The following is a 26,923-nucleotide window of genomic DNA, read 5'->3' as shown; positions in this document are numbered from 1 at the left end:
TGGGGGGGGGGGGGGGGGGGGGGGTGGGGGGGGGGGGGGGGGGGGGTGGGGGGGGGGGGGGGGTTGGCGCGTTTTGGGGGGGGGGGGGGGGGGGGGCGCGCCGGGGGGTGTCCGTCCTCGGAACGGCGCGGAATCGGTCGGCCACAGAAGCGAACTTTGTTGACGCGCCAACCGCTGCGGGCGGACACCCCCCGACACGCCCCCTTCGCGCCGTACGCGGCTGACCGTCCGTCCCACCCCCCCTAGCTGCGGGCAGCCGCCGCCCCTCGCCCCAGCTGCGGGCAGTCGTGCCGCTGGGGCGGCACGGGTGGGCGCGGCGGCACCCCGGCAGCGCCGGGCCACGCGACCCACCCCCGCGGCCACCTCCGCGCCGGGTGCCAAGCCCACGCCGGACCACTGGGCCTCGGCTACAGCCGGCCCAGTACCTGGGTCAGCAGGGTCCCCATGCGGGCGGCGGAGTCGCGGCCCGCCTGGAGGACCTCCTCGTGGTTGAGGGGCTCGCCCGTCATGCCGGCGGCGAGGTTGGTCACCAGGGAGATGCCCAGGACCTCCGCGCCGGCCTCGCGGGCCGCGATCGCCTCCAGGACCGTCGACATGCCCACCAGGTCGGCGCCGATCACGCGGGCCATGCGGATCTCGGCCGGGGTCTCGTAGTGCGGGCCGGGGAACTGGGCGTAGACGCCCTCCTCCAGGGTGGCGTCGACCTCCTTGCACAGCGCCCGCAGGCGGGGGGAGTAGAGGTCGGTGAGGTCGACGAAGTTGGCGCCGATGATGGGGGAGGTGGCGGTGAGGTTGATGTGGTCGCTGATCAGGACCGGCTGGCCGGGGCGCATGCCCTCGCGCAGGCCGCCGCAGCCGTTGGTCAGGATGATCGTCTTGGCGCCGGCGGCGACCGCGGTGCGGACGCCGTGGGAGACGGCGGCGACGCCGTGGCCCTCGTAGTAGTGGGTGCGGCCCAGGAAGACCAGTGCGCGCTTGTCGCCGAGGGTGTACGAGCGGACCTTGCCGCCGTGGCCCTCCACCGCGGGCTGGGGGAAGCCCGGGAGGTCGGTGACCTGGAGATCGGCCTCGGGGGCGCCCAGGGCGTCCACGGCCGGTGCCCAGCCGGAGCCCATCACGAGGGCGACGTCGTGGGTCTCGGCGCCGGTGAGTTCGCGCAGGCGGGCCGCGGCGGCGTCGGCGGCGGCGTAGGGGTCGCCCTGGATGTCGTCCGGAAGAAGAGATGCGTTCACGCCGAAGAGGGTAGCCGGTTTGTGGCTACGCGCGTAGATGGCGGAGGTCACGGGATGATGGTTTTTGGGTTGGAGGTTTTGACGAGGGCGGTGCTCAGCAGGGGCGTTTGCGGAGTTCCATCACGTAGTCGTGGGGGGCGCCGGACGATTCGGCGGCGTCCGCGATCTCGCCCAGGTAGCGGGCGGAGGGCAGGCCGCCCTCGTAGGCGTTCAGGACGTACGTCCAGGCACCCTCTTCGCCGTCGAGGGTGTGGATGCGGACCCGGGTGCGGCGGTAGATGTCCAGGCCCACGCCCTCCCAGCGGTCCAGGGAGTCCTCGTCCATCGGGGCGATGTCGTAGAGGGAGACGAAGACCTGGGAGATCGGGTCCTCGACCAAGGTCGCGAGTGCGCCCTCCCAGCCCATGTGCTCGCCCCCGAAGGTCAGCCGCCACCCGTTCAGCCAGCCGGTGGCGCGCAGCGGCGAGTGCGGGGCGCGGCGGGTCATCAACCGCGCGTCGAGGTTGCCGGCGTAGGCGGCGTAGAGCGACATGAGGGGAAGGGTACGGCAGGGGTGCCGGGCATCGGTGTCGTCACGGTGGTGGCCCCGGGCGGCCTCTCGTTGAAGGGTGCGGGACAATGGGGTACGTGACTCGGATCGTGATCATTGGCGGCGGACCCGGCGGATACGAAGCGGCGCTGGTGGCCGCTCAACTCGGCGCGGAGGTGACCGTCGTCGACTGCGACGGTCTGGGCGGGGCGTCGGTGCTGACCGACTGCGTGCCGTCCAAGACCCTCATCGCCACGGCTGAGGTGATGACCACCTTTGATTCCTCTTATGAGGAGCTGGGGATCATCGTCGCCGACGACACTCCGCCCATGGAGCAGGCCGCCCGGGTGGTGGGCGTGGACCTGGGCAAGGTCAACCGGCGGGTGAAGCGGCTCGCGCTGGCGCAGTCGCACGACATCACCGCCTCCGTGACCCGCGCGGGTGCGCGGGTGATGCGGGGGCGCGGGCGGCTGGAGGGCATGCAGGGGCTCGACGGGTCGCGGAAGGTCGTGGTGCGGGCCGCCGACGGGAGTGAGGAGACGCTGACCGCCGACGCGGTGCTCATCGCCACGGGTGGGCATCCGCGGGAGCTGCCGGACGCGCGGCCCGACGGGGAGCGGATCCTGAACTGGACCCAGGTGTACGACCTGGAGGAGCTGCCCGAAGAGCTGATCGTGGTCGGGTCCGGTGTGACCGGTGCCGAGTTCGCCGGGGCCTATCAGGCGCTCGGGTCGCGGGTCACCCTCGTGTCGTCGCGGGACCGGGTGCTGCCCGGTGAGGACCCGGATGCGGCGGCCGTGCTGGAGGACGTGTTCCGGCGGCGCGGGATGAACGTCATGTCGCGGTCGCGGGCCCAGTCCGTCAAGCGGGTCGGGGACCGGGTCGAGGTGACGCTGTCGGACGGGCGGGTCATCGGCGGGTCGCACTGCCTGATGGCCGTCGGTGCCATTCCCAACACGGAGGGGATGGGGCTGGAGGAGGCGGGCGTCCGGCTCAAGGACTCCGGGCACATCAAGACCGACCGGGTCTCGCGGACCTCGGCTCCCGGTGTGTACGCCGCCGGTGACGTCACCGGTGTCTTCGCGCTGGCCTCGGTGGCGGCCATGCAGGGGCGGATCGCCATGTACCACTTCCTCGGCGACGCCGTCACCCCGCTGAATCTGAAGACCGTGTCCGCCAACGTCTTCACCGATCCCGAGATCGCCACCGTCGGGTACTCGCAGGCCGACGTGGACGCCGGCAAGATCGACGCCCGCGTGGTGAAGCTGCCGCTGCTGCGCAACCCACGCGCCAAGATGCAGGGCATCCGGGACGGGTTCGTCAAGATCTTCTGCCGGCCCGGTACCGAGATCGTGGTGGGGGGTGTGGTGGTGGCGCCGCGTGCTTCGGAGCTGATTCATCCGATCTCGATCGCCGTCGACAACAACCTGACGGTCGAGCAGATCGCCAACGCCTTCACCGTCTACCCCTCGCTGTCGGGGTCGATCGCCGAGGTGGCGCGGCAGCTGCACACCCGGAAGGCCGGCGGGGAGCAGTAGTCCGGCGGGCGCGGCTGGAAATGACTCCCCGCTGGTCACGGGGAGTTGCGGTGCTTGCGGGTGGCATAGGCGGCCGGGGTAGGCCCGTATACCACTTCCGGTGGTGGCATGCGAACAACTTCTGTTATTCGGCGCATACTGCTGAAAGCAGACGGTCGTTGGGGTTACTGTCAGTTTCGTGTTCGCTGCAGAACGTCGCCAATTGATCCTCGAAATGGTGCGAGCGAACGGGGCCGTGTCGCTCCGTGAGCTCGCCCGCGTCGTCCAGACCTCCGAAGTGACCGTACGGCGGGACGTGCGCGCACTGGAGGCAGAAGGACTCCTCGACCGCCGGCACGGCGGTGCGGTACTGCCGGGCGGGTTCACGCGAGAGTCCGGCTTTCCGCAGAAATCCCATCTCGCGACCGCCGAGAAGACGGCCATCGCCGACCTCGCCGCGGGCCTCGTCGAAGAGGGCGAAGCCATCGTGGTGGGGGCGGGTACCACGACGCAGGAGCTGGCGCGCCGGCTCGCGCGGGTGCCCGGGCTGACCGTCGTCACCAACTCGTTGTTGGTGGCCCAGGCCCTTGCCCATGCCAACCGGGTCGAGGTGGTGATGACCGGTGGCACGCTCCGGGGGTCCAACTACGCCCTGGTGGGGTCGGGGGCTGAGCAGTCCCTTCAGGGGCTGCGGGTCTCCAAGGCCTTTCTGTCCGGGAGCGGGCTGACCGCCGAGCGGGGGCTGTCCACCTCCAACATGCTGTCGGCGTCCGTCGACCGGGCGCTGGTCCAGGCCGCCGCCGAGGTCGTCGTCCTCGCCGACCACTCCAAGCTGGGTACGGACACCATGTTCCAGACCGTGCCCACCGACGTCATCACCCGTCTGGTCACCGACGAGTCGCCGGGCCACGACGACCGCGCCGCCACCGAACTCCAGGCCCTGGCCGACCAGGGCGTGCAGATCGCCGTGGCCGGGGCGTCGGGGGGTGGTACGGCGAACGGCACCGGGGCCTCGGGGGCCCCGGCGGGTGATTCCGTGGGGCGTCAGCAGCGTCGGGACGTGCCGCTTCCGGGGCCGCGCCGTCAGGTTCCGGGTGCGGGTGCGGGGTTGCGGTCCGCCACCGCCCTGGGTGAGCAGGGGGGCGGGGCGGAGCGGGCGCGCGTCGCCGACATGCGTCGCCGGTAGGGCCTCGTCCGGCGGTCCCCGTCCGGCGGGCAGTGACAGGGGCGCCCGGCGGACCGTGTGAGGTGGTCCGTCGGGCGCCCCTGTCGTGCGGTGCGGGACTCGTCAGTCCTTGATTTCGCAGATGGCGGCGCCGGAGGTGAGGGAGGCGCCGACTTCGGCGGTGAGGCCCTTGATGGTGCCGGAGCGGTGGGCGTTGAGGGGTTGTTCCATCTTCATCGCTTCCAGGACGACGACGAGGTCGCCTTCCTGGACTTCCTGGCCTTCCTCGACGGCGATCTTGACGATCGTGCCCTGCATGGGGGAGGCGAGGGTGTCGCCGGAGGCGGCGGGGCCGGACTTCTTGGCCGCGCGGCGTTTGGGGCGGGCTCCGGCGGCCAGGCCGGTGCGGGCCAGGGACATGCCCAGGCTGGAGGGGAGGGAGACTTCCAGGCGCTTGCCGCCGACCTCGACGACGACGGTCTCACGGCCCGACTCCTCGTCCGTCTCGGTGTCGGCGGGGGTGGTGAAGGGCTTGATCTCGTTGACGAACTCCGTCTCGATCCACCGGGTGTGGATGGTGAAGGGGTCGGTGGAGCCGGTGAGTTCGGGGGCGAAGGCCGCATCGCGGACGACGGTGCGGTGGAAGGGGATGGCGGTGGCCATGCCCTCGACCGTGAACTCGTCCAGGGCGCGGGCGGCGCGCTCCAGGGCTTCCTTGCGGGTGCGGCCGGTGACGATCAGCTTCGCCAGGAGCGAGTCCCAGGCCGGGCCGATCACGGAGCCGGACTCGACGCCCGCGTCCAGACGCACGCCCGGACCGGCGGGGCCTTCGAAGAGGGTGACGGTGCCGGGGGCGGGCAGGAAACCGCGGCCGGGGTCCTCGCCGTTGATGCGGAACTCGAAGGAGTGGCCGCGCAGGGCGGGGTCGTCGTAGCCGAGTTCCTCGCCGTCGGCGATGCGGAACATCTCGCGGACCAGGTCGATGCCGGCGACTTCCTCGGTGACCGGGTGCTCGACCTGGAGGCGGGTGTTGACCTCCAGGAAGGAGATCGTGCCGTCCATGCCGACGAGGAACTCCACGGTGCCCGCGCCGACGTAACCGGCTTCCTTCAGGATCGCCTTGGAGGACGCGTACAGCTCCGCCAGCTGGGCGTCGGAGAGGAAGGGCGCCGGGGCCTCCTCGACCAGCTTCTGGTGGCGCCGCTGGAGCGAGCAGTCGCGGGTGGAGACGACGACCACGTTGCCGTGGGTGTCGGCCAGGCACTGGGTCTCCACGTGGCGGGGCTTGTCGAGGTAGCGCTCGACGAAGCACTCGCCGCGCCCGAAGGCGGCCACCGCCTCGCGGACGGCGGAGTCGTACAGCTCGGGGACCTCCTCCAGGGTGCGGGCGACCTTGAGTCCGCGGCCGCCGCCGCCGAAGGCGGCCTTGATCGCGATCGGCAGGCCGTGCTCCTTGGCGAAGGCGACGACCTCGTCCGCGCCGGAGACCGGGTCGGGGGTCCCGGCGACCAGGGGGGCGCCGGCCCGCTGCGCGATGTGGCGGGCGGCGACCTTGTCGCCCAGGTCGCGGATGGCGTGCGGGGGCGGGCCGATCCAGATCAGACCGGCGTCCAGGACCGCCTGCGCGAACTCCGCGTTCTCCGAGAGGAATCCGTAGCCGGGGTGAATCGCGTCCGCGCCCGACTCGCGCGCGGCTTTGAGGACCTTGGTGATGTCCAGATAGCTGGTCGCGGGGGTGTCACCACCCAGGGCGAACGCCTCATCAGCGGCACGGACGTGCAACGCGTCCCGGTCCGGATCCGCGTAGACGGCCACGCTCGCGATCCCGGCGTCCCGGCAGGCCCGGGCCACGCGGACAGCGATTTCGCCACGATTGGCGATGAGCACCTTGCGCACGATTGAGGCTCCCTCCTTGAAACAAGCCGAGTTTAGGGACTGCCGACACGGCACTTCGACCCGTCCCCAATGGTGAGCTTGCCCACACGGAGCGTGATTCGAGGCTCGCTCGACCCCCGAAAGCCCTTGTAGTACCGCGGTACGCAGGACTCCTGGGGGAAACCCTAGCCCTCCTGTGTGGTCAAGGTCTCTGTAAGGGCGTGCTGCGGGCCACTCGGTTTCTTTGTGGAGTCCCTACTAATGGCCCAATGATTCTTTGCTCGTGCCGGAACCCTTGTGGCGAGGTTTACCCGTTAGTAGCGTTCCTCTGGTCTCGGATGTACTTGGGGTAACAGCTGTCCTCGCGGCAGCCGTCGAAAGTGGGTGGGGGCCGGTGTCGGTGCGCAGGCCGGTGGCGTGGGTCGTGGCGGTCGTGCTCTTCGCGGAGGCCGTCGGCGTCGCGGCGCTGAACTGGTTCCTGGCGGTCGTCGTCGACCGGCAGGACATGTCCCTGGCCGGTCTCGACCCGGACATGATGTCCCTCTCCTCGAAGATCGGCGGGGTCGTCTTCGGGCTGTACTTCGCGCTGTGCGGCCTGGTCGCGCTGCTCGTGGCGGTGCGCGACCGCGCGCCCGCGGGGCTGGGCCGGATCCTGCTGATCAGCGCCGCCGTGGTGCACGGGCTGCTCGGGGCCTTCACCTGGGGGCTGGTCGGACCCGGCGCCTTCGTCTTCATGATCGTCGTACTGGGCCTGATCGTGCTGCTGCTGATGACGTACGACGCGCGGGAGCAGCCCGCCGCCGGGCAGCGGGCCGAGGACGGCAAGGGCGGTGACGGCTCCCCGGTCAGTCCTCCGCCGGCGCCCACAACTCCGTGATGCCCGTCCCGAGGTCGGCGAGCAGGCGGCGCAGCAGGGGCAGGCTGAGGCCGATGACGTTCCCGTGGTCGCCGTCGATGCCGTCGATGAACGGGGCCGAGCGGCCGTCCAGGGTGAACGCCCCGGCGACGTGGAGGGGCTCACCGGAGGCCACGTAGGCGGCGATCTCGTCGTCGGTCGGCTCGCCGAAGCGGACGACCGTGGACGCGGTCGCCGAGACGTGCCGGCCGGAGGCGGTGTCCCAGACGCAGTGGCCGGTCTGCAGGGTGCCCACGCGGCCGCGCATCGCCTTCCAGCGGGCGGTGGCCTCCTCCGCGTCCGCCGGCTTGCCGAGCGCCCGGCCGTCCAGGTCGAGCACCGAGTCGCAGCCGATCACCAGGGCGCCGTGCACCTCCGGCTTCGCGGCCACCACGGACGCCTTGGCCTCGGCCAGGGCGAGGGCCAGCTCGGCGGGGGTGGGGGCGGTGACGGCCTCCTCGTCGACACCGCTCACGAGGACCTCCGGGGCGAGACCCGCCTGGCGCAGCAGGCCGAGCCGGGCCGGTGACTGGGAGGCGAGGACGAGTCGGCGGCGGGTCTGAGCAGTCATGGGGCCAGATTAGTCACCAGGGCGGGGCCCGCTCAGCCCAGGCCGAGGACGATCATCGCGAGGACCATGGCCAGCGCCAGGAACACGCTCAGCCGCCGCAGCATGTCCTGCGTGTCGCGCAGTTCCTTGGGCGGCTCGTTCTCGGGGTCGGACCACAGCATGCCACTAGCGTGGGGCTTGGCCGGGGGGCGGGGCTTGAGTACGGGTACCTAGATAGGGGCGCGGGGTTGCTCCTCTGTGCGCTCACGCGGCGGAGCCGCACATCGACACAGCCCCGCGCCCCTTCGGGGTCCGGCCTCAGCTCGGCCAGTAGGTGCGGCCCCATGCCGTCGGGCCCGGGTGCGGCATGGGGTGGGTTGCGATGCGGGACGGGTCCGACCATGCGTCGCGCGGCGGACGGGGGCCGGACGGCTCCGCTTCCGTCGCCGCCGCGCGGGCCCTGACCACCGCCAGGGCGGCGGCCAGTTCCTCGGGGGTGGGGTTGCCCCGGACGACCTTGATGGTCACAGCGGCTCCTTCCGGAGGGATCACAGGGGGATGTTGCCGTGCTTCTTCGGGGGCAGGGACTCGCGCTTGGTGCGCAGCTGGCGCAGGCCGCGGACGATGTGGCGGCGGGTGTCGGAGGGCATGATCACGGCGTCGACGTAGCCGCGTTCGGCCGCCGTGTAGGGGTTGAGGAGGGCGTCCTCGTACTCCTGGATCAGGCGGGCCCGGGTGGCCTCGGCGTCGTCACCGGCGTCGGCGATGGTGCGGCGGTGCAGGATGTTGACCGCGCCCTGGGCGCCCATGACGGCGATCTGGGCGGTGGGCCAGGCCAGGTTGAGGTCGGCGCCCAGGTGCTTGGAGCCCATGACGTCGTAGGCGCCGCCGAAGGCCTTGCGGGTGATGACCGTGATGAGCGGGACGGTGGCCTCGGCGTAGGCGAAGATCAGCTTGGCGCCGCGGCGGATGATGCCGTCGTGCTCCTGGTCGACGCCGGGCAGGAAGCCGGGGACGTCCACGAAGGTGAGCACGGGGACGTTGAAGGCGTCGCAGGTGCGCACGAAGCGGGCCGCCTTCTCGGAGGCGGTGATGTCCAGGCACCCGGCGAACTGCATCGGCTGGTTGGCGACGATGCCGACCGGGCGGCCCTCCACGCGGCCGAAGCCGGTGAGGATGTTCGGCGCGAAGAGCGGCTGGGTCTCGAAGAACTCGGCGTCGTCCAGGACGTGCTCGATGACGCTGTGCATGTCGTAGGGCTGGTTCGCCGAGTCCGGGACGATCGTGTCCAGCTCGGCGTCCTCGTCCGTGACCGCGAGGTCCGCCTCCTCGGGGAAGGCGGGGGGCTCGGAGAGGTTGTTGGACGGCAGGTACGACAGGAGCTGCTTGACGTACTCGACCGCGTCCTTCTCGTCGCCCGCCATGTGGTGGGCCACACCCGAGGTGGAGTTGTGGGTGCGGGCGCCGCCCAGCTCCTCGAAGCCGACGTCCTCGCCGGTGACCGTCTTGATGACGTCGGGCCCTGTGATGAACATGTGGCTGGTCTGGTCGACCATGACCGTGAAGTCGGTGATCGCGGGGGAGTAGACCGCGCCGCCCGCGCACGGGCCGACGACCAGGCTGATCTGCGGGATCACGCCGGAGGCGTGGGTGTTGCGGCGGAAGATCTCGCCGTAGGCGCCGAGGGAGGCGACGCCCTCCTGGATGCGGGCGCCGCCGGAGTCGTTGATGCCGATGACCGGGCAGCCGGTCTTGAGGGCGAAGTCCATCACCTTGACGATCTTCTGGCCGTAGACCTCGCCCAGCGCGCCGCCGAAGACGGTGAAGTCCTGGGAGAAGACGGCCACGGGGCGGCCGTCGACGGTGCCGTAGCCGGTGACGACGCCGTCGCCGTAGGGGCGGTTGGCGTCGAGGCCGAAGTTGGTGGAACGGTGCCGGGCGAACTCGTCCAGCTCGACGAAGGAACCCTCGTCGAGGAGGAGGTCGATGCGTTCACGAGCCGTCAGCTTGCCCTTGGCGTGCTGCTTTTCGACGGCGCGTGCGGAACCGGCGTGCGTCGCTTCCTCGATACGGCGCCTGAGATCCGCGAGCTTGCCCGCGGTCGTGTGGATGTCGGGCTGCTGCTCTTCCGGCTCGGACATCGGGATGCGGCTCCCTGCCTGCTCAAAAGGGGGGACGGTTACTCGTTCGTAGAGTAGTAGGGGCCCTTCCGTTCGGCAGTGCGGTGTTTCCCACACCGCTTTCCCCTTCACAGACGCGGGAACGAGATCCACGAAGAGCCCACGCGCCGCCATACCGCGCGCGGCTGCGACCGAGTCGAGGCGTCGCGGCGGGACACGTCGGAGGGGTGGCACCGCGGAAGCGGCGGAGCGCCCGTGAACCTCGGCCTTCGGGCTGGAATCCGCCCCCTGTGCGGGGCGGAGGAGGTCAAACCTAGGGTGGGTCGCATGACAACGCCACCAGATGGTGAAGGTACGCCCAACGGGCACAGTGAGCCGGGGTCCGGACGTTGGTCCGACCTCGGCCGCCCTCCGCTCAACGCCACTGGCCTGCGCCGGGGCCTGGTGCGGGAGGGAGGCCTGTGGCGGCAGGTCGACATCGTGCAGCGCACCGGGTCCACCAACTCCGACCTGGTGGCCCGGGCCGCCGAGGGCGACCTGGCGGAGGGGGTCGTCCTCGTCGCCGAGGAGCAGAGCGCCGCGCGGGGGCGGCTCGACCGGCAGTGGACGGCACCCGCCCGCTCCGGGCTGTTCTTCTCCGTGCTGCTGCGGCCCGCCGAGATCCCCGTGCCCCGCTGGGGCTGGCTGCCGCTGCTCACCGGCGTCGCCGTGGCGACCGGGCTGTCCCGGGTGGCCGGGGTCGACACCGCCCTGAAGTGGCCCAACGACCTGCTGGTGACCGTCGGCGACGAGGAGCGCAAGGCCGGCGGCATCCTCGCCGAGCGGGCCGGGGACGACGGCGTCGTCATCGGCGTCGGCATCAACGTCTCGCTCCGCGCCGACGAGCTGCCGGTCCCGCGGGCCGGGTCGCTGGCGCTGGCCGGGGCCGTGAACACCGACCGGGACCCGCTGCTGCGCGGCGTACTGCGGTCGCTGGAGGACTGGTACGGGCGCTGGCGCGGGGCGGGCGGCGACCCGGCGGCCAGCGGGCTGCAGGAGACGTACGCGGCGGGCTGCGCGACGCTCGGGCGCATGGTGCGCGCGGAGCTGCCGGGGGACCGGTCGCTCGTCGGGGAGGCCGTGGCCGTGGACGGCGACGGGCGGCTGGTCCTCGCGACCGGGGCGGGGGTGCAGGAGCCGGTGGGTGCCGGGGACATCGTGCACCTGCGGTTGGCGTGAGCGCGTCCCCGGGGCACTCTCGGAGTACCGGACGCACGGGAGTGAGCTGGGGCACACCTGACGTAAAGTTGGGGCCGGTCGAACCTGACCGCGGCAGATCGGAAAGGCAACAGGCGTGACCGTCGACGACACCGGCTCCGGCGCGGACGGGGACGGCCGGGTGGACCCCGAGCCCGCCCCGGACTCCGCCGATCCCGGCGAGGACCCGCTCGCGCTGCGCCTCGAAGGGCTCATCCTGGGTGCCGAGCGCCGCTACACCCCCTTCCAGGCCGCCCGCAGCGCGGGCGTCTCCATGGAGCTGGCCTCCCGCTTCTGGCGGGCCATGGGCTTCGCCGACATCGGCCAGGCCAAGGCGCTCACCGAGGCCGACGTCCTCGCTCTGCGGCGGCTGGCCGGTCTGGTGGAGGCGGGGCTGCTCAGCGAGGCGATGGCCGTCCAGGTCGCCCGGTCCACGGGACAGACCACCGCCCGGTTGGCCGAGTGGCAGATCGACTCCTTCCTGGAGGGCCTGACCGAGCCCCCGGAACCGGGGATGACGCGCACCGAGGTGACGTACCCCATCGTCGAACTGCTCCTGCCCGAGTTGCAGGAGTTCCTCGTCTACGTCTGGCGGCGCCAGCTCGCCGCCTCGGCCGGCCGGGTCATCCAGGCCGGGGACGACGAGGAGATGGTGGACCGGCGGCTCGCGGTGGGCTTCGCGGACCTGGTCGGGTTCACGCGGCTGACCCGGCGGATGGAGGAGGAGGAGCTCGGCGAGCTGGTCGAGGCCTTCGAGACCACCTCCGCCGACCTGGTGGCCGCGCGCGGCGGACGGCTGGTCAAGACCCTCGGCGACGAGGTGCTCTATGCCGCCGACGACGCCGGTACGGCCGCCGAGATCGCGCTGCTCCTCGTCGAGACGATGGCCCACGACGAGACCATGCCGGAACTGCGCGTCGGCATCGCCTTCGGCACTGTCACCACCCGGATGGGCGACGTCTTCGGCACCACCGTCAACCTGGCCTCCCGGCTCACCTCGATAGCCCCCAAGGACGCGGTCCTCGTCGACACCGCCTTCGCGGAGGAGCTGATCCGTACCCGGGACGCCCCCGCCTCGGAGGCGGCGGCAGCGGAGGAGGCCGCCGCGGCGGAGAAGGAGGGCGAGGAGCCGCCGGCGTACCGCTTCGCGCTCCAGCCGATGTGGCAGCGGCCGGTGCGCGGCCTCGGCGTGGTCGAGCCGTGGCTGCTCACGCGCCGGGACGGCGGCGACGGGGAGTCGTAGGCCGCGGTCCCAGGTCTTCGTAGGTGCGGTGCGGCCGTCGTCCGTCAGCCGCCGAGCAGGTCCACGCAGAGGCCGATGACCGGCACGCACAGGCCGGGGTCGTCGGGTTCCGGCTCCGGATCGGACGTCGGTGGCGTGCCGCGGTCCGGGGGCGGGGGCGGTGCGGGGCGGTCGGACCGCGACGGCTGGGGCGCCGGTGTCCCCGGGGTGGGAGCCCGGTCGCCGGTGTCTTCCGCCGGTTCCCGTTCCCCTTCGCTTTCCCTGTCCCTGTCCCTGTCCCTGTCCCCGTCCCCCGGCCTCCGGGCCTCGGGGGCGCCCGGGGTGCGCACGGGCGTGGTGGTGGGCAGCGGGACCGCCGGACCGCTCGCGGAGGCGCCGGGCACGAGGCCGGGTATGAGGCCCGGTCCGGGGGAGCCGCTCAGGCCGCCCATGGCGGACGTCGCGGAGGGACCGGCTCCGGACGGCTCGCCGACGGTGCCGGCGGCGGGGGCCGCGGGGGCCGTCGCCGGGTCCGAGGCCGTGTCCCGTCCGCCGCCCTCCACGCGCGGTTGGGCCCCGGCGCGGAGGCCGCCGACGTCGCCGCCGGGCTCGGGCAGCAGGCGTACGACGCTCAGGGCGCCCGCCGCCAGGGCGAGGCCGCCCGCGGCCAGCAGCACCTTGCGGGGGCGGGGCCTGCGGTGCCGGCCGCGGCGGCCCCACGCGTACCGCGGCTCTGTCGGTGTGCCGGTCGTCGTCATGATCCCTCCCCGGTGCGCACGCGCCCCCGCTGCGCCATGGCGGAGCGAGGCTACGGGCCGGCGCGGGCCGGGGTACGGCGGTCGGCCGTATGTCACTCGAACGGGTAAGCGGGGTCGGCCGGTGCCGGGCGTGCCCGGCCTTCCCCCGGGCGAGCCCGGCTGCGATGATCGGACGGTCTACTTGTTAACACGCGTTAACCGGAGGGTGTCATGAGCGAGGAGCGGTTCGGAGAGTTCGTCCTGGTGCGGCGGCACGGGGAGGGGCATGTCGCGGAGCTCGCGCTCGACCGGCCGAAGGCCATGAACGCCGTGTCGACCGCGATGGCCCGGTCCGTGGGCGCGGCCTGCGCGGCGCTGGGCGAGGACCGGAGCGTGCGGGTGGTGGTGCTGACCTCGACGCACGAGCGGGCGTTCTGTGTCGGGGCGGACCTGAAGGAGCGCAACTCCTTCACCGACGCCGATCTGCTGCGGCAGCGGCCGGTGACGCGTGGGGCGTACACCGCGGTGCTGGAGCTGCCGGTGCCGACGGTCGCGGCCGTGCACGGGTTCGCGCTGGGCGGCGGATTCGAGCTGGCGCTGTCGTGCGACGTGATCGTGGCCGACCCCACGGCCGTGGTGGGGCTGCCGGAGGTGTCGGTGGGCGTGATCCCGGGCGGCGGCGGTACGCAGTTGCTGCCGCGCCGGGTGGGGGCGGCGCGGGCCGCCGAGCTGGTGTTCACGGCACGGCGGGTGGCGGCCGAGGAGGCGCGCGCGCTGGGACTCGTGGACCAGCTGGTGGCGGAGGGGCGGGACCGGGAGGAGGCGCTGGAGCTGGCCTCCCGGATGGCCGCGAACTCGCCCGTGGGGCTGCGCGCGGCCAAGCGAGCGCTGCGCCTGGGACACGGGCTGGACCTGCGCGCGGGCCTTGAGGTCGAGGACGCGGCGTGGCGTTCGGTGGCGTTCTCGGGGGACCGCGCCGAGGGCGTGGCGGCGTTCAACGAGAAGCGGGCGCCGCGGTGGCCGGGCGAGTGACACGATCGCGTGAGTGACACGACCGCGCGAGTGACGCCACCGCGCGAGCCGGAGGCAATCGCCCGGTTCGCCCCGTTTGAGTAACGTTTCTTCGTGAATCTCCCTAGCCTGGAGTGATGGGTGACGACAGGCGGCTCGCGGCCGTGGTGGCGCTTGCGCAGGGGATGGCCGCCGCGCACAGTGCGCGGGAGGCGTGGCGGGCGGCGGCCGTCGGCGGGTGCCTGGCGCTGGGCGGCAGCTTCGCCGCGCTGTCGGTGTGGGAGCGGGAGCTGGGGCGGCTGCGGGTCCTCGTGAACGTCGGCCGGCGGGCCGCGGACGAGGAGGAGTTCCCGGAGGACGAGTCCTACCCGGTGCACCAGTTCGCGGAGATCACCGAGTTCCTGCACGAGCGCTGGGCCGGCGGCGGGGAGCCCGACGCCTGGGTCGAGACGGCCGAGGGGCCCGCCGCCGGGCGGCCCGGCTACGTCCACCAGCGGGTCGCCGCCCTGCGCCGCCGGGGCCGCGGCTGCTGCGTGGTCGCGCCGATCGTGCTGCACGGGCGGGCGTGGGGCGAGCTGTACGTGGCCCGGCCGGTGGGGGAGCGGGTCTTCGAGCGGGGCGACGCCGACTTCGCCACCGTACTGGCCTCCGTCGTCGCCGCCGGGATCGCGCAGACCGAGCGGCTGGAGGAGGTCAGGCGACTCGCGTACACCGACGCGCTCACCGGGCTGGCCAACCGCCGGGCCGTCGACGCCGCGCTGGACGAGGCGGTGGAGCGGCACCGCGAGGAGGGTGTCGTCGTCAGCCTCGTCGTCTGCGACCTGAACGGCCTCAAGCGGGTGAACGACACGCACGGCCACGCCGTCGGGGACCGGCTCCTGGAGCGGTTCGGGTCGGTGCTGTCGCTGTGCGGGGCGATGCTGCCGGGGGCGCTGGCCGCGCGGCTCGGCGGGGACGAGTTCTGTCTGCTCGCGGTCGGGCCGCCCGCCGACGCCGTGGTCAAGGCGGCCGAGGAGCTGTGCCGCCGGGCGGCCGAGCTGGCGCTGGGGGACGGCGTGGCCTGCGGGGTCGCGTCCACCGAGGACCCGGTCGGGTCGGTGCGCTCCGCCCGCCGGCTGTTCCGGCTCGCGGACGCCGCCCAGTACCGCGCCAAGGCCGAGCGGGCGGCCGGGCCGGTCGTCGCGGGGCGCGAGGGGCCCGACGACCCGGTCGTGCGGCTCGCGGACGAGCCGTCCCGGGAGGAGGGCGGGGAGCGCAGGCGGTTCCGTGGGCGGCACTCGCCGTGACCTCCCCCAGGTAAGGGGCGCAAGCGGCACGCATCCGTGACGCACCTCCTCGTGACATCATCGAATTCACTGCGTACGCTCCTGAATATGGATATGCACACTGTGGTGGTGGGGACGTCGGGGGTCACCGCGTCCGACGTTCTCGCCGTGGCGCGCGCGGGCGCCCGGATCGAGCTTTCCGAGGAGGCGGTGGCGGCCCTCGCCGCGGCCCGCTCCATCGTGGACGCGCTGGCCGCCAAGCCGGACCCCGTGTACGGCGTGAGCACCGGCTTCGGCGCCCTGGCGACCCGGCACATCAGCCCCGACCTGCGGGCCCAGCTGCAGCGCAACATCGTCCGCTCGCACGCCGCCGGGATGGGTCCGCGCGTCGAGCGCGAGGTGGTCCGCGCGCTGATGTTCCTGCGGCTGAAGACCGTCTGCTCCGGTCGCACCGGGGTCCGCCCGGAGGTCGCGCAGACCATGGCCGACGTGCTCAACGCCGGGATCACCCCGGTCGTGCACGAGTACGGCTCCCTCGGCTGCTCCGGCGACCTCGCCCCGCTGTCGCACTGCGCGCTCACCCTCATGGGCGAGGGTGACGCCGAGGGCCCCGACGGCACCGTGCGGCCGGCCGGTGAGCTGCTCGCCGCGCACGGGATCACCCCGGTCGAGCTGCGCGAGAAGGAGGGACTCGCCCTCCTCAACGGCACCGACGGCATGCTCGGCATGCTGGTCATGGCCCTCGCCGACCTCGACACCCTCTACAAGTCGGCCGACATCACCGCCGCGCTGACCATGGAGGCCCTGCTCGGCACCGACCGCGTGCTCGCCCCCGAGCTGCACGCCATCCGCCCGCACCCCGGGCAGGCCGCCAGCGCCGCCAACATGGCCGCCGTGCTCAAGGGCTCCGGCCTGACCGGCCACCACCAGGACGACGCCCCCCGCGTCCAGGACGCCTACTCGGTGCGCTGTGCCCCGCAGGTCGCCGGCGCCGGGCGCGACACCATGGCCCACGCCGGTCTCGTCGCCGAGCGCGAGCTGGCCGCGGCCGTCGACAACCCGGTGGTCCTGCCCGACGGGCGCGTCGAGTCCAACGGCAACTTCCACGGCGCTCCCGTCGCCTACGTCCTGGACTTCCTCGCCGTCGCCGTCGCCGACCTCGGCTCCATCGCCGAGCGGCGCACCGACCGGCTCCTGGACAAGAACCGCAGCCACGGCCTGCCGCCGTTCCTCGCCGACGACGCGGGCGTCGACTCCGGCCTGATGATCGCCCAGTACACGCAGGCCGCCCTGGTCGGCGAGCTGAAGCGGCTCGCCGTACCGGCCTCGGCGGACTCCATCCCGTCCTCCGCGATGCAGGAGGACCACGTGTCGATGGGTTGGTCGGCGGCGCGCAAGCTGCGCACGGCCGTCGACAACCTGGCGCGCGTGATCGCCGTCGAGCTGTACGCCGCCACGCGCGCGATCCAGCTCCGCGAGGGCCTGACCCCGGCGCCCGCGTCGCAGGCCGTCGTCGAGGCCGTACGGGCGGCCGGTGTGGAGGGTCCGGGACCGGACCGCCACCTGGCGCCCGACCTCGCCGCGGCGGAGGCGTTCGTGCGCGCCGGGCACCTGGTCGCGGCCGCGGAGACCGTCACGGGGCCGCTGCGCTAGCGGGCGGCGGTGACAGGTCCGAGGGGGCCCTGCGCGATGCAGGGCCCCCTCGAACCGTCTCCGGACCGTCTCCGGACCACCTCCGGACCGTCTCCGGGCGCACCGGACGGCCGGGAGGATCTTGCAGAGGGCTTTCCGGCGGTCAAGAAAGCCAAAAAAACGTCAAGTTCTCTCAAAGGTCGAGGCGTTCCCGGCGGACCGAGTAGCCCACGAAGCCGGCGCCGAGACCGAGGCAGAGGGCGCCGCCGACGACGTACGGGGTGCTGTCGAAGCTGCCGGTGTCGGCCAGCCGGGTCGTGCCCTCGCCGGCGGCCGCCGGGTCCGTGGACGCGTCGGCGGAGGCGGCTCTCGCCTGGGCCGTGACCTGCGGAGACGGGGTCGCGGCGGCGGATTCGAGCACCGGTGTCTCAGGTGTCGCGTTCGCCGACGGGACGAACCACAGGGCACAGAGCAGGCCGCCCGCGGCGGCGGCGGTCAGCAACGAACGGCGAGCGGATGACACGGAATATCGATCCCCTTGTGGCGCTGGCGAATTGGCCGTGTGGGCAGATGTTAGTGAAAGGCGCGGGTCACAGGAAAGTCACGGGAGCGGTCGGCCTTACGCTCCGGGCATGAGCACTCCAGAGACATCACGGTTTGTACGTATTCGCGTCGAGCTGGTGCTAGAGATCGACGACGAGGAGGCCGTCACCGGGGCCGCCCTGCAGGCCCTCGCCGACGACACCGACCTGTCCGACGCGGAACGGGCCGACTCCGAGCGCGCCGTGACGGAGGACACCGCCGAGGCCCTGGCGCATCTCGTGGACCCGTTCGACCTGGTCAGCGTGGTGCCCGGGGTCGAGCTCCAGCAGGCCTCCTGGAGCAGTGAGCAGATCGACTACGACCCCGACTCGCCCGAGTGGGACCTCGACGAGGATGATGGCGGCGAGAACGACCCGGAAGACGAGGAAATGACGGTCGGCTGACGCGGTGTGGGGAAATTCCTGACCCCGGGCGGCAACCGCCGCCCGGGGTTTCGTCGTCTCACGGTGCGCACTGACCGACACCTCTCCGCATGGCGTCCGCCCCCTGGGGCAAACGTGGTATGCCCCACATCCGTGAGCGATGTGGAACGGGACGAACCGGTCGTAGCGTTGAAAGTTATTGACGGGGTATCTCGGGGTTTCGGGAATCGGCAACGATGGAGAAGCGTGTGATGACGGACGGTAAGCGGCGCAAGGGCCTGGCGGCCGCGTCCGCACTGCTCGGCGGTGTGCTGGTGCTCTCGGCATGTTCCAGTAGCGACGCCGACACCTCCGGAGGTGGGGACAAGACCTCGCAGGCCGAGGTCGACGAGGCGGCGGCCAAGAAGACGTCCGAGGCGCAGATCAAGATCACGCCCAAGGGCGGCTCGGACAACGCCTCCATCAACAACTCCGCCGGCGTCACCGTGAGCAAGGGCACGCTCACCGAGGTGAAGATGACCGCCTCGGACGGCACCGAGGTCAAGGGCGAGATATCCGCCGACAAGACCAGCTGGAAGCCCGGCGGCCAGCTGGAGCGCGCCACCAAGTACTCGATCTCGGCGACCGCGCAGGACTCCGAGGGCCGCGCCGCCCACGAGAACGCGTCGTTCACCACGGTCTCCCCCGAGAACAGCTTCATCGGGACCTTCACCCCGGACGACGGCAAGACCGTCGGCGTCGGGATGCCCGTGTCGATCAACTTCGACAAGGAGATCACCAACAAGGCCGCCGTCCAGAAGGGCATCACGGTCAACAGCAGCAGCGGCCAGGAGGTCGCCTGCCACTGGTTCTCCACCCAGCGCATGGACTGCCGCCCCGAGAACTACTGGCAGGAGGGCTCGACCGTGACCCTCAAGCTGGCGCTCGACGGGGTCGAGGGCGCCGACGGCGTCTACGGCGTCCAGCAGAAGTCGGTCACCTTCAAGATCGGCCGCAACCAGGTCTCCTACGTCGACGCGAAGACCAAGCAGATGAAGGTCACGCAGGACGGCAAGACGGTGAAGACCATCCCGATCTCCGCCGGCTCCCCGGAGAACAAGACCTACGAAGGCCAGATGGTGATCTCCGAGAAGTTCAAGGAGACCCGGATGGACGGCTCGACCGTCGGCTTCACCGACGACGACGGCAAGGGCGAGTACGACATCAAGGACGTGCCGCACGCCATGCGCCTGAGCACCTCCGGCACCTTCATCCACGGCAACTACTGGGGCAAGGGCATCTTCGGCAACGCCAACACCAGCCACGGCTGCGTGGGCCTGGCCGACGCCAAGGGCGCCGACGACCCGAACACGCCGGGCGCCTGGTTCTACAACAACTCGATCATCGGTGACGTGGTCGTCGTCCAGAACACCGGCGACAAGACCATCGCCCCGGACAACGGCCTCAACGGCTGGAACATGGACTGGGCCCAGTGGAAGGCGGGTTCGGCGGTCTGACGCCGAACTCCCTCCGGGCCGGGGCCACTTCGCACGGGCGCCCGCCACTCCCCGCACGGGAGCGGCGGGCGCCCGCGTCTTTCCCGGCTTCTCATCCTTCTCTTACGCGGGCCTTATCCCTTCATCACGGGCCGTCCTTACGTTGCGGCCATGTTCTTCACGTACCTGAGGCGCGAGCTGCGCCGCCGCCGGAAGGCGGCCCTCGTCGTCGCCTCGGGCCTGGCGCTGGGCATCGCGCTGGTCATAGTCGTCGACTCCGTCTCCTCCGGCATGGGCCGGGCCCAGGACAAGGTCCTGCAGTCCCTGTACGGGCTCGGCACGGACATGACGGTCACCAAGGCCGCCGAGGCCTCCTCCGGAAGCACCGCCGAACGGCCGCGCTTCCGCTTCGACGCGCAGGACGACGGCTCCGAGGAGGAGCAGAGCACCGACCGCGTCATGGTGCAGGGCTTCCAGTCGCTGGCGAGCACGACCGTCGGCAAGGTCGCCGGGCAGAGCGGCGTCGCCGACGCGGTGGGAGGCCTGAGCCTGCAAGTCGTCAAGGTCAGCGGCGAGTTCTCGCGCGGCCAGTTCCAGCAGGACACCTCCGGCGGCGGCACGGCGCAGGGGCAGGGGCAGGGGCAGGGTGAGGGCCAGGGCGGCGGACCGGGCGGCGGGCAGTCCCCACAGGGCCGCGTCCAGGGCGGCGGCGCCGACTTCGACGTCAACAGCTACTCCGTCTACGGCACCGACGTCACCGAGCCCGCCCTCGGCCCGCTGACCACGTCCACCATCACCAGCGGCCGCACCTTCGAGGAGTCCGAGACCGACGCGAAGGTCGCCGTGGCCGACTCGGCGTACGCCAAGGAGAAGAAGCTCAAGACCGGCAGCACGGTCACCGTCAAGGACACGAAGTTCGAGATCGTCGGCATCGCCACCGCCGACAGCGGCGACGCGGCGGCCGACCTCTACCTGCCGCTGAAGCAGGCCCAGACGCTGGGCGACGCGAAGGACAAGGTCACCACGATCTACGTCAAGGCGACCGACTCGCAGCGGATCGACGGCGTCAAGTCCGCGATCCAGAAGAACGTCCCCGGCACCACGGTCACCACCTCCGCCGACCTCGCCGACACCGTCTCCGGCTCCCTGTCCACCGCCTCCTCGCTCGCCACCGGCGTCGGCAAGTGGCTGTCGATCGTCGTCCTCGTGGCCGCCTTCCTGGTCGCCGGTCTGCTCACCTCCTCCGCCGTCTCCCGCCGGGTGCGCGAGTTCGGCACGCTCAAGGCGCTCGGCTGGCGCTCGGGCCGGGTCACCCGGCAGGTGATCGGCGAGGCCGTCGTCAACGGCCTGGTCGGCGGCGCCCTCGGCATCGCGCTGGGCCTCGCGGGCGCGTACGCCGTCACGGCCGTCAGCCCGACGCTGCAGGCCCAGCTGGGCGGCGGCGCGGGCGGTGGCGGGGGTGCGGGCGGTCCCGGCGGCGGCTTCGGCGGAGGCGGCCTGGGCGGCCCTGGTCGGCAAACCGCCGCCAAGACCCTGGACATCGCGCTGACCGCACCCGTCAGCCTCACCACCATCGCCCTCGCGGTCGCCCTGGCCGTGGCCGGCGGGCTCATCGCGGGCGGCTTCGGCGGCTGGCGAGCCTCGCGACTGCGCCCGGCGGACGCCCTGCGCCGCGTCGAGTAGCACCCGGGCAGCGCCACCCTTCCCCCGTATTCCAGGAGTCGCACCATGTACGAACTCAGCGGCGTCACCAAGCACTACACCCGCGGCAAGGCCACCGTGCACGCCCTCGACGGCGTCGACCTGACCATCGCCGACGGCGACCGGCTGGTCATCCAGGGCCCCACCGGCGGCGGCAAGTCCACCCTGCTCCAGATGCTGGGCGCCCTCGACCGGCCCAGCTCGGGCCGGATCGTCCTCGACGGCACCGACCTCGCCACGCTCCCCGAGGCCAGACTGACCCGGGTGCGCAGCGAGAGCATCGGCTTCGTCTTCCAGTCCTTCAACCTGATCCCGACCCTGACCGCCCAGGAGAACGTCGAGACCGCCCTGGTCCCGCTCGGCGTCAAGGCGAAGGAGCGGCGCGAGAAGGCCGCCGAGGCACTGGCCTCCGTCGGCCTGGGCGAACGCCTCGGCCACCTCCCCGGCGAGATGTCCGGCGGCCAGCAGCAGCGCGTCGCCATCGCCCGCGCCCTGGTGAAGGAGCCCAAGGTGCTCCTGGCCGACGAACCCACCGGAAACCTCGACGAGTCGACCCGCGACGAGATCATGGACGTACTCGACCGCATGTGGAAGGAGCTGGGCCTCACCTTCGTCATGGTCACCCACGACTCGGCGATCGCGAAGAAGGCCCCGCGCGTGGCGACCATCCGCAAGGGCCGCATCACCGTCAAGGAGAACGCTTCGGCGTGAGCGGGACGGCGTGACGGCGGGGGCGGTGACGGGGCGTCAGTCGGTGTAGTTCTTCCCCGGGGGCCGGCCGGGCACCGGCTTGCCGACGAGGGCGACCGGGGTGAAGAGGCTGAAGTAGCCCAGGCTCAGGGTGAGGTTCCAGATCTCGTCCGTGTCGTAGTGACGGGACAGCCGGGCGAACAGGTCGTCACTCACCCGGTCCCCGAAGGGGTTCGGGGTGAGCACCGCCTCCGCGAGTTCCAGCGCGGCACGCTCCGGATCGGTGAAGCAGGGGGCGCTCTGCCACGTCGCCACGGCAGTGATCCGCCGCTCCTCCTCCCCGGCCTTGCGCAGGGCGTCGGTCGCCGCGACGCCGTGGTAGGTGCTGCCGATCACCTGTGCGGTACGCAGGCGCATCAGGGCGAGGGTGGCCTGCGGGACCGGACCGTCGCGCAGGGCCTTCTGCACGGCCCCGGACAGGGCCAACAACTCCGGGAAGAGCCCGGTGGGGTCGGGCAGGCGGGACCGGGTCCCGTCCTGCTCCGGGGTGGTGGTGGTCGTGTCCTCGGTGGTGGTCATGGCGGAGACGCTCCTTCGAGTCGGTCGGACGTCGTTCCCCCTCTCCGACACCGTGGCGCCCCGAAGTGTGAGCCCGGCCCGCCGCACGCGTCCCGGCCCGCGTGTCACAGACGGCCGCGCTGTCGCGTCGTAGGGGGGTGAGGACACGCGCGCACGCGACAGAAGGAGTGCCGGAAGCCATGACCACCCGACCCGCGCCGGTCACCGGCGAGCGACGGCAACTGATCAACGTGGCCTACCGGATGCTCGGCTCGCTGGCCGACGCGGAGGACGCCGTCCAGGAGGCGTACGCCCGCTGGTACGGGATGCCCGCGGGTCGGCGGGCGGCCGTCGTGTCCCCGGGGGCCTGGCTCACGACGGTCGTCAGCCGGGTCTGCCTCAACCAGCTCCGGTCCGCCCGGACCCGCCGGGAGCGCTACGTCGGCCAGTGGCTGCCCGAACCGCTCGCCGACCCGGCCGAGCGGAACGGCGCCCGGCCGCCCGGTATCGCCTCCGACCCGGCCGACCTGATCACCCTCGACGAGTCGGTCGGCATGGCCTTCCTGGTCGTCCTGGACTCGATGTCCCCCGCCCAGCGGGTCGCCTTCGTCCTGCACGACGTCTTCCGCTATCCGTTCCCCGAGGTGGCCAGGATCGTCGGCCGTACGCCGGCCGCCTGCCGCCGGCTGGCGTCCACGGCGCGCCGGGCGATCCGCACCGCACAGGAGTCCGCCGCCACGTCGACGGCCGAGGACGCGGCCGTCGTACGCGCTCTCAAGCGGGCCTGGGAGGACAACGACGTCGATGCGCTCATCCGGCTCCTCGACCCCGAGGTGACCGCGGTCGGCGACGGCGGCGGCGTGGTACGCGCCCTGGAGCACCCGATGCGGGGCAGCGAGCTGATCGTGCGCGGCCTGCTCCGCTTCGGCCCTCGGCAGTCCGGGCAGACGCTGCTCGAACGCACGGTCAACGGACGGCCCGGCCTGGTCGGCTGCCAGGACGGCGCAGTCGTGACCGTGTACTCCTTCGGCGTCTCGGACCACCGCGTCCGCCACCTGTGGGCGATGCGCAACCCCGACAAGCTGCGCTCCTGGGCGACGGCCCCGGCCGCGTGAGCCGGGGGAGGCCGGGCGGGGAGGCCGGGCGGACGGTGCCCGGTCACGTGGCCAGGTCGAGCCACTCCCCGACGGCCAGTGCGTGTGCGCGCCGCCCGGCGTGCGCGCGGAACTCGGCCTCCGGGTCGGCCACCTCGACGTAGCCCGGGATCTTGTCCGGCTGCTCCGGCTCGTAGTGGATCGGCACCGCGTACCGGGCGTCGAGGATCTCCGCCGCCGCGGCGGCCTGCAGCGGGTCCAGTGCGGCGGGCACGGGGCTCGGCGGCTGCAGGTGCGGTGCGTCGACCACCGCGCCGTTGGCGGGCAGGAACACCGCGTCGAACGGGCTGAACCGGCGCGCGACGAGCCACCAGAAGCCGTGGAACATCGTGTCGCCGCCGTGGAGGATCCGCTGTCCGTCGGCCTCCACCACCCAGTTCAGCTGCGGGTCGCCCAGCCCGTCGACGGCGGGGACCGCCGTCACGCGGAACGGCCCCAGGTCGCGCGTGGACCAGACGTCCACGACCTCGACGGCCAGCCGGTGCCGGACCAGCTCGCGCTCGGCCGGCAGCGTTGTCACATTGTCCACGTCGTCACCGTGACCGGGCGCCGGGCGCAGCACCGGCGCCCCCGGCGTCAGCACGTCCGCGAGCGCGGCCGCGTCGGTGTGGTCCCGGTGCAGGTGGGTGACGAGTGCGGCGGAGGCATGTCCGCTCGGTACCGCCACGTTCTCGCCGGGCTTCCACCCCGTGAACAGCGGCGTGAGGTCCCGCACGTAGTCGATCACCAGTCGCTCGCCGCCCGCCTCGACCTCCAGTCCGGCCCAGCCCAGTCGTCGCACCCGCATCTCGTACTCCTTCGTTCCGGTGGAGCTTCGGACGTTAGCGTACGGTCGTTCGCCAAATCAATAGCGAACGGACGTACGCTATTCTTGGACGCATGTCACCACGACGTTCAGCGGCCGAAGCGCAGGCCACCAGGGGCCGGATCCTCGGCCGTGCCGCCGAGATCGCCTCCGAGGAAGGGCTGGACGGCATCACCATCGGCCGGCTCGCCGAGGAGCTGGAGATGAGCAAGTCCGGGGTGCACAAGCACTTCGGCACCAAGGAGACGCTGCAGATCTCCACCCTGGACAAGGCGTTCGTGGACTTCTGGCACCGGGTGGTCGAGCCGGTGCTGGGCGAGCCGCCGGGCCTGCGGCGGCTGCGCGCGGTGTGCGCCAACTCCGTGGGTTATCTGGAAGAACCCCTGCTGCCCGGCGGCTGTCTGATGACCGCGGCGCTCAGCGAGTACGACGGCCGCCCCGGCCGGGTCCGCGACGCGGTGGCCGAGGTGTGGTCGCGCTGGCGGGAGCAGCTGCGGGCGGACCTGACCGCGGCGGTGGACAACGGCGAACTGCCCGCCGGGTTCGACGTCGACCAGGCGCTGTTCGAGATCGTCGCGGCCGGGCTGGCGCTCAACGCGGCCATGCAGCTCCAGCACGACCGGACGGCCGCGGACCGGGCCCGCCGCGCGATCGAACGGGCCCTGGACCAGCCCTGACCCTCACCGTCCGCTCCGGACCGCCGGGGATGGCGGGGCGGCGGGTGCCCGAACGTCGTCGAGCGGCGGCTCTCCCACCAGCTCGCACCAGACCGTCTTGCGGCCCCCGCACTGCTCCACGCCCCACCGCAGCGCCAGCGCGTCGAGGAGGGCGAGGCCGGGCCCGGACTCGTCGGTGACACCGGCCGGTCCAGTGAGGAGGGGCAGGGCGCGCGGGTCGGGGTCGGTGACCTCCACGCGCGTGTGGCCGGTGGGCAGTACGGCGACGCGGACGGTCGCGGGGGTGCCCTCGCCCACATGGTCGATGACGTTCGTCAGCAACTCGGTCACGCACAGGCGGACGTCGTGGTCGTACCGGTGGAGCAGGCGGCGCACCTCCGGTACGGCCTCCGGCGTGGCGAGCAGGCTCAGTTCCCAGGTCGTCACGGCGCCGCCTGACGCAGGACCGCGGCGAGCGCACGGGCGGTGGCCGCGTTGCAGTTGCCGAGCGAGACGAGACCGGCGGGCGGGCCGTACACGCCGGCGAACGTCGGCAGGTCCAGGCCGAGGGAGGGGAGGGCGATGCCGTGCAGGGCGAGGGCGGCGCGGAGCTCCTCCACGCAGCGGGTCATGTCGTCCTGCGGACGGGGTGGTTGGGGCATGAACGGGCACCTTTCCGTGTGCGCTCTGTGACGAACGCCTCACACAGTGACGTTTGGCGCCCTACCGTGAAAGGGATCTCGCGTCGGCAGCCCGGAGTGCGGAAGAGGCAACGTCATGGCACAGCGCAAGGACATCGACGGCTCGACGAGCGTCCCGACCTTCTACGGCAAGGAGTTGAGGTGGCAGCGGGAGCGGGCCGGGCTGTCCCTGGAGGCGCTGGTCGAGGGCAGCTTCTACGGCAAGTCGCACCTGAGCGACATCGAACGGGGCGAGCGGCGCATGCCGTTGGACCTGGCCCGGCACGCGGACCAGGTGCTGGGGACGGACGGGTTCTTCGAGCGGCGGTGCGAGGACGTGCGGAAGGCGCGGCGGGGGCCGCACGCCGCGTACTTCGAGAAGGTGCTGGACGCGGAGCGGCACGCCGAGTCCATCGAGGAGTGGTGCCCCAGCACGTTCCCCGGGCTGCTCCAGACCGCCCCGTACGCGCGGGCTCTCGTACGTGCCGCCCATCCGCAGGCCGTCGACGAGTGGGTGGAGGAGAAGGTGCAGGCCCGGCTGGCCCGCGCCCGTCTCTTCGAGGACGACCACACGACCCCGGAGTACTGGGCGATCCTGCACGAGTCGCTGCTGCTCGATCCGATCGTGTCGCCGGGGGAGATGGTCGCGCAGCTCGACCGCATCGTGGAGCTGGCCGGGCGGCACCGGATCACTCCGCAGATCGTGCCGCGGAAGTGCGGGGCGTATCCCCTGATGGCCGCCTCCATCATGGTCATGACCTTCCCGGACGCGCCACCCCTCGTCTACACCGAGGCGTCATACAGCGGGGACACCATCGACGATCCGGCCCTCGTGAAGCAGTACCGCAAGGCATACGATCGGCTCAGGGCCGTCGCACTGTCACCGGAGGCGTCCCTGGCCCGGATCGAGGCAGCGGCAGGGGATTACCGAAATGGCAAGCAACCGGATCGACTTGAGTGACGCGCTCTGGGCGAAGAGCAGCTACAGCAACGGTGACGGCGGCGACTGCGTCGAGGTCGCGAGCGACTTCCCCGGCGCCGCCCTGTGGCGCAAGTCGACCTACAGCAACGGCGACGGCGGCAACTGCGTCGAGGTCGCCGACGGCATCCCCGGCCTCGTCCCCGTCCGGGACTCCAAGGTCTCCCGCGACGGCGACGGGAACTGCCCCGTCCTCCTCCTCACCGCCCGCGCCTGGGCGCCCTTCGTCACCGCGCTGAGCCGGGGCACTCTCAGGGCGTGACGTCGGCCGGGA

29 protein-coding genes are annotated in these 26,923 nt (G+C 72.4%); 16 read left to right on the top strand and 13 right to left on the bottom strand.

From position 1 onward, the window contains the following. Window positions 1-407: 407 nt before the first annotated feature. Together ACFV9J_RS23530 and ACFV9J_RS23525 are read right to left on the bottom strand one after the other, a co-directional pair. The gene (locus tag ACFV9J_RS23530; RefSeq protein WP_385356861.1) at window positions 408-1,232 is read right to left on the bottom strand and encodes a purine-nucleoside phosphorylase; all 825 of its coding nucleotides are present in this window, start codon (window positions 1,230-1,232) and stop codon (window positions 408-410) included. Window positions 1,233-1,326: 94 nt separating this feature from the next. Beyond that, the gene (locus ACFV9J_RS23525; protein WP_003974055.1) at window positions 1,327-1,764 is read right to left on the bottom strand and encodes a gamma-glutamylcyclotransferase; all 438 of its coding nucleotides are present in this window, start codon (window positions 1,762-1,764) and stop codon (window positions 1,327-1,329) included. Window positions 1,765-1,850: 86 nt separating this feature from the next. Between ACFV9J_RS23525 and ACFV9J_RS23520 the strand changes: the two genes are divergently transcribed. Both ACFV9J_RS23520 and ACFV9J_RS23515 read left to right on the top strand, forming a co-directional pair. Next, a complete protein-coding gene (locus ACFV9J_RS23520) occupies window positions 1,851-3,299 on the top strand; it encodes an NAD(P)H-quinone dehydrogenase (protein WP_059301043.1) in 1,449 nt (482 codons plus the stop codon). A 178-nt stretch (window positions 3,300-3,477) separates the two neighbouring features. After that, on the top strand, window positions 3,478-4,464 hold the full coding sequence (locus tag ACFV9J_RS23515; protein ID WP_385356860.1) for a DeoR/GlpR family DNA-binding transcription regulator: 987 nt from the start codon (window positions 3,478-3,480) through the stop codon (window positions 4,462-4,464). A gap of 102 nt (window positions 4,465-4,566) precedes the next feature. Here the strand turns inward: ACFV9J_RS23515 and ACFV9J_RS23510 are convergent, their stop codons facing one another. Beyond that, entirely contained in the window at window positions 4,567-6,339 is a 1,773-nt protein-coding gene (locus tag ACFV9J_RS23510; protein WP_385356859.1) for an acetyl/propionyl/methylcrotonyl-CoA carboxylase subunit alpha, read from the bottom strand. Window positions 6,340-6,712: 373 nt separating this feature from the next. Between ACFV9J_RS23510 and ACFV9J_RS23505 the strand changes: the two genes are divergently transcribed. After that, window positions 6,713-7,195 carry a hypothetical protein gene (locus ACFV9J_RS23505; RefSeq protein ID WP_385356858.1) on the top strand — a complete coding sequence of 161 codons (483 nt, stop codon included), beginning with the start codon at window positions 6,713-6,715 and terminating at the stop codon, window positions 7,193-7,195. Here ACFV9J_RS23505 and ACFV9J_RS23500 read toward each other — a convergent pair. The 4 genes from ACFV9J_RS23500 to ACFV9J_RS23485 all read right to left on the bottom strand — a co-directional run bounded on the left by ACFV9J_RS23500 (window position 7,164) and on the right by ACFV9J_RS23485 (window position 9,904). Then, on the bottom strand, window positions 7,164-7,784 hold the full coding sequence (locus ACFV9J_RS23500) for a nucleoside triphosphate pyrophosphatase (protein ID WP_385356856.1): 621 nt from the start codon (window positions 7,782-7,784) through the stop codon (window positions 7,164-7,166). The two genes, ACFV9J_RS23505 and ACFV9J_RS23500, sit on opposite strands and share 32 nt — an antisense overlap. Before the next feature lie 32 nt (window positions 7,785-7,816). Further along, complete coding sequence (gene mmpB / locus ACFV9J_RS23495; RefSeq protein WP_109033116.1) at window positions 7,817-7,945, bottom strand: morphogenic membrane protein MmpB; 129 nt, start codon at window positions 7,943-7,945, stop codon at window positions 7,817-7,819. Between the two features lie 136 nt (window positions 7,946-8,081). Beyond that, complete coding sequence (locus ACFV9J_RS23490) at window positions 8,082-8,291, bottom strand: acyl-CoA carboxylase subunit epsilon (RefSeq protein ID WP_385356854.1); 210 nt, start codon at window positions 8,289-8,291, stop codon at window positions 8,082-8,084. A 20-nt stretch (window positions 8,292-8,311) separates the two neighbouring features. Further along, the gene (locus ACFV9J_RS23485; RefSeq protein ID WP_385356853.1) at window positions 8,312-9,904 is read right to left on the bottom strand and encodes an acyl-CoA carboxylase subunit beta; all 1,593 of its coding nucleotides are present in this window, start codon (window positions 9,902-9,904) and stop codon (window positions 8,312-8,314) included. 306 nt (window positions 9,905-10,210) lie between these two features. On the opposite strand from ACFV9J_RS23485, the gene ACFV9J_RS23480 reads away from it, so the two are divergent. Beyond that, complete coding sequence (locus ACFV9J_RS23480) at window positions 10,211-11,101, top strand: biotin--[acetyl-CoA-carboxylase] ligase (RefSeq protein WP_385356852.1); 891 nt, start codon at window positions 10,211-10,213, stop codon at window positions 11,099-11,101. Between the two features lie 115 nt (window positions 11,102-11,216). After that, a complete protein-coding gene (locus tag ACFV9J_RS23475; protein WP_385356851.1) occupies window positions 11,217-12,362 on the top strand; it encodes an adenylate/guanylate cyclase domain-containing protein in 1,146 nt (381 codons plus the stop codon). 44 nt (window positions 12,363-12,406) lie between these two features. Here the strand turns inward: ACFV9J_RS23475 and ACFV9J_RS23470 are convergent, their stop codons facing one another. Next, the gene (locus ACFV9J_RS23470; RefSeq protein ID WP_385356850.1) at window positions 12,407-13,099 is read right to left on the bottom strand and encodes a hypothetical protein; all 693 of its coding nucleotides are present in this window, start codon (window positions 13,097-13,099) and stop codon (window positions 12,407-12,409) included. Between the two features lie 210 nt (window positions 13,100-13,309). On the opposite strand from ACFV9J_RS23470, the gene ACFV9J_RS23465 reads away from it, so the two are divergent. The 3 genes from ACFV9J_RS23465 to hutH all read left to right on the top strand — a co-directional run bounded on the left by ACFV9J_RS23465 (window position 13,310) and on the right by hutH (window position 17,007). Continuing rightward, entirely contained in the window at window positions 13,310-14,110 is an 801-nt protein-coding gene (locus ACFV9J_RS23465; protein ID WP_385356849.1) for an enoyl-CoA hydratase/isomerase family protein, read from the top strand. A 116-nt stretch (window positions 14,111-14,226) separates the two neighbouring features. Beyond that, complete coding sequence (locus ACFV9J_RS23460; protein ID WP_385356847.1) at window positions 14,227-15,375, top strand: diguanylate cyclase domain-containing protein; 1,149 nt, start codon at window positions 14,227-14,229, stop codon at window positions 15,373-15,375. A gap of 93 nt (window positions 15,376-15,468) precedes the next feature. Further along, the gene (gene hutH / locus ACFV9J_RS23455; protein ID WP_385356867.1) at window positions 15,469-17,007 is read left to right on the top strand and encodes a histidine ammonia-lyase; all 1,539 of its coding nucleotides are present in this window, start codon (window positions 15,469-15,471) and stop codon (window positions 17,005-17,007) included. Window positions 17,008-17,179: 172 nt separating this feature from the next. On the opposite strand, the gene ACFV9J_RS23450 is transcribed toward hutH, so the two are convergent. Then, entirely contained in the window at window positions 17,180-17,509 is a 330-nt protein-coding gene (locus ACFV9J_RS23450; protein ID WP_385356846.1) for a hypothetical protein, read from the bottom strand. A 109-nt stretch (window positions 17,510-17,618) separates the two neighbouring features. Between ACFV9J_RS23450 and ACFV9J_RS23445 the strand changes: the two genes are divergently transcribed. The 4 genes from ACFV9J_RS23445 to ACFV9J_RS23430 all read left to right on the top strand — a co-directional run bounded on the left by ACFV9J_RS23445 (window position 17,619) and on the right by ACFV9J_RS23430 (window position 21,838). Continuing rightward, entirely contained in the window at window positions 17,619-17,972 is a 354-nt protein-coding gene (locus ACFV9J_RS23445) for a hypothetical protein (protein ID WP_016327131.1), read from the top strand. A gap of 230 nt (window positions 17,973-18,202) precedes the next feature. After that, window positions 18,203-19,447, top strand: a complete 1,245-nt coding sequence (locus ACFV9J_RS23440; protein ID WP_385356845.1) for an Ig-like domain-containing protein — start codon at window positions 18,203-18,205, stop codon at window positions 19,445-19,447. A gap of 150 nt (window positions 19,448-19,597) precedes the next feature. After that, window positions 19,598-21,109, top strand: coding sequence for an ABC transporter permease (locus ACFV9J_RS23435; RefSeq protein ID WP_385356843.1), 1,512 nt, complete (start codon window positions 19,598-19,600; stop codon window positions 21,107-21,109). Between the two features lie 45 nt (window positions 21,110-21,154). Continuing rightward, window positions 21,155-21,838 carry an ABC transporter ATP-binding protein gene (locus ACFV9J_RS23430; protein ID WP_385356842.1) on the top strand — a complete coding sequence of 228 codons (684 nt, stop codon included), beginning with the start codon at window positions 21,155-21,157 and terminating at the stop codon, window positions 21,836-21,838. Window positions 21,839-21,874: 36 nt separating this feature from the next. Here the strand turns inward: ACFV9J_RS23430 and ACFV9J_RS23425 are convergent, their stop codons facing one another. Next, window positions 21,875-22,396, bottom strand: a complete 522-nt coding sequence (locus ACFV9J_RS23425) for a carboxymuconolactone decarboxylase family protein (RefSeq protein WP_385356841.1) — start codon at window positions 22,394-22,396, stop codon at window positions 21,875-21,877. A 179-nt stretch (window positions 22,397-22,575) separates the two neighbouring features. Here ACFV9J_RS23425 and sigJ point away from each other — a divergent pair, with 179 nt between their 5' ends. Continuing rightward, window positions 22,576-23,490, top strand: a complete 915-nt coding sequence (sigJ, locus tag ACFV9J_RS23420) for an RNA polymerase sigma factor SigJ (RefSeq protein ID WP_385356839.1) — start codon at window positions 22,576-22,578, stop codon at window positions 23,488-23,490. 43 nt (window positions 23,491-23,533) lie between these two features. Here the strand turns inward: sigJ and ACFV9J_RS23415 are convergent, their stop codons facing one another. After that, window positions 23,534-24,316, bottom strand: a complete 783-nt coding sequence (locus ACFV9J_RS23415) for an MBL fold metallo-hydrolase (protein WP_385356838.1) — start codon at window positions 24,314-24,316, stop codon at window positions 23,534-23,536. 92 nt (window positions 24,317-24,408) lie between these two features. Here ACFV9J_RS23415 and ACFV9J_RS23410 point away from each other — a divergent pair, with 92 nt between their 5' ends. Continuing rightward, window positions 24,409-25,011, top strand: a complete 603-nt coding sequence (locus tag ACFV9J_RS23410) for a TetR family transcriptional regulator C-terminal domain-containing protein (protein ID WP_385356836.1) — start codon at window positions 24,409-24,411, stop codon at window positions 25,009-25,011. Between the two features lie 3 nt (window positions 25,012-25,014). On the opposite strand, the gene ACFV9J_RS23405 is transcribed toward ACFV9J_RS23410, so the two are convergent. Both ACFV9J_RS23405 and ACFV9J_RS23400 read right to left on the bottom strand, forming a co-directional pair. Continuing rightward, entirely contained in the window at window positions 25,015-25,437 is a 423-nt protein-coding gene (locus ACFV9J_RS23405; RefSeq protein ID WP_385356835.1) for an ATP-binding protein, read from the bottom strand. Beyond that, window positions 25,434-25,652 (bottom strand): hypothetical protein, encoded by a 219-nt coding sequence (locus ACFV9J_RS23400; protein ID WP_385356833.1) that lies wholly within the window; start codon window positions 25,650-25,652, stop codon window positions 25,434-25,436. The genes ACFV9J_RS23405 and ACFV9J_RS23400 overlap by 4 nt, the downstream gene beginning before the upstream one ends. Before the next feature lie 115 nt (window positions 25,653-25,767). On the opposite strand from ACFV9J_RS23400, the gene ACFV9J_RS23395 reads away from it, so the two are divergent. Beyond that, window positions 25,768-26,631 (top strand): helix-turn-helix domain-containing protein, encoded by an 864-nt coding sequence (locus tag ACFV9J_RS23395; protein WP_385356831.1) that lies wholly within the window; start codon window positions 25,768-25,770, stop codon window positions 26,629-26,631. Further along, complete coding sequence (locus ACFV9J_RS23390; RefSeq protein ID WP_385356829.1) at window positions 26,603-26,911, top strand: DUF397 domain-containing protein; 309 nt, start codon at window positions 26,603-26,605, stop codon at window positions 26,909-26,911. The genes ACFV9J_RS23395 and ACFV9J_RS23390 overlap by 29 nt, the downstream gene beginning before the upstream one ends. Window positions 26,912-26,923: the final 12 nt, after the last annotated feature.

The organism is Streptomyces sp. NPDC059906, assembly GCF_042730645.1.
GTDB classification, from domain to species: domain Bacteria; phylum Actinomycetota; class Actinomycetes; order Streptomycetales; family Streptomycetaceae; genus Streptomyces; species Streptomyces rubrogriseus.
The sequence above is the reverse complement of the archived record's forward strand: the minus strand, read 5'-3'. Positions and strand labels throughout refer to the sequence as shown.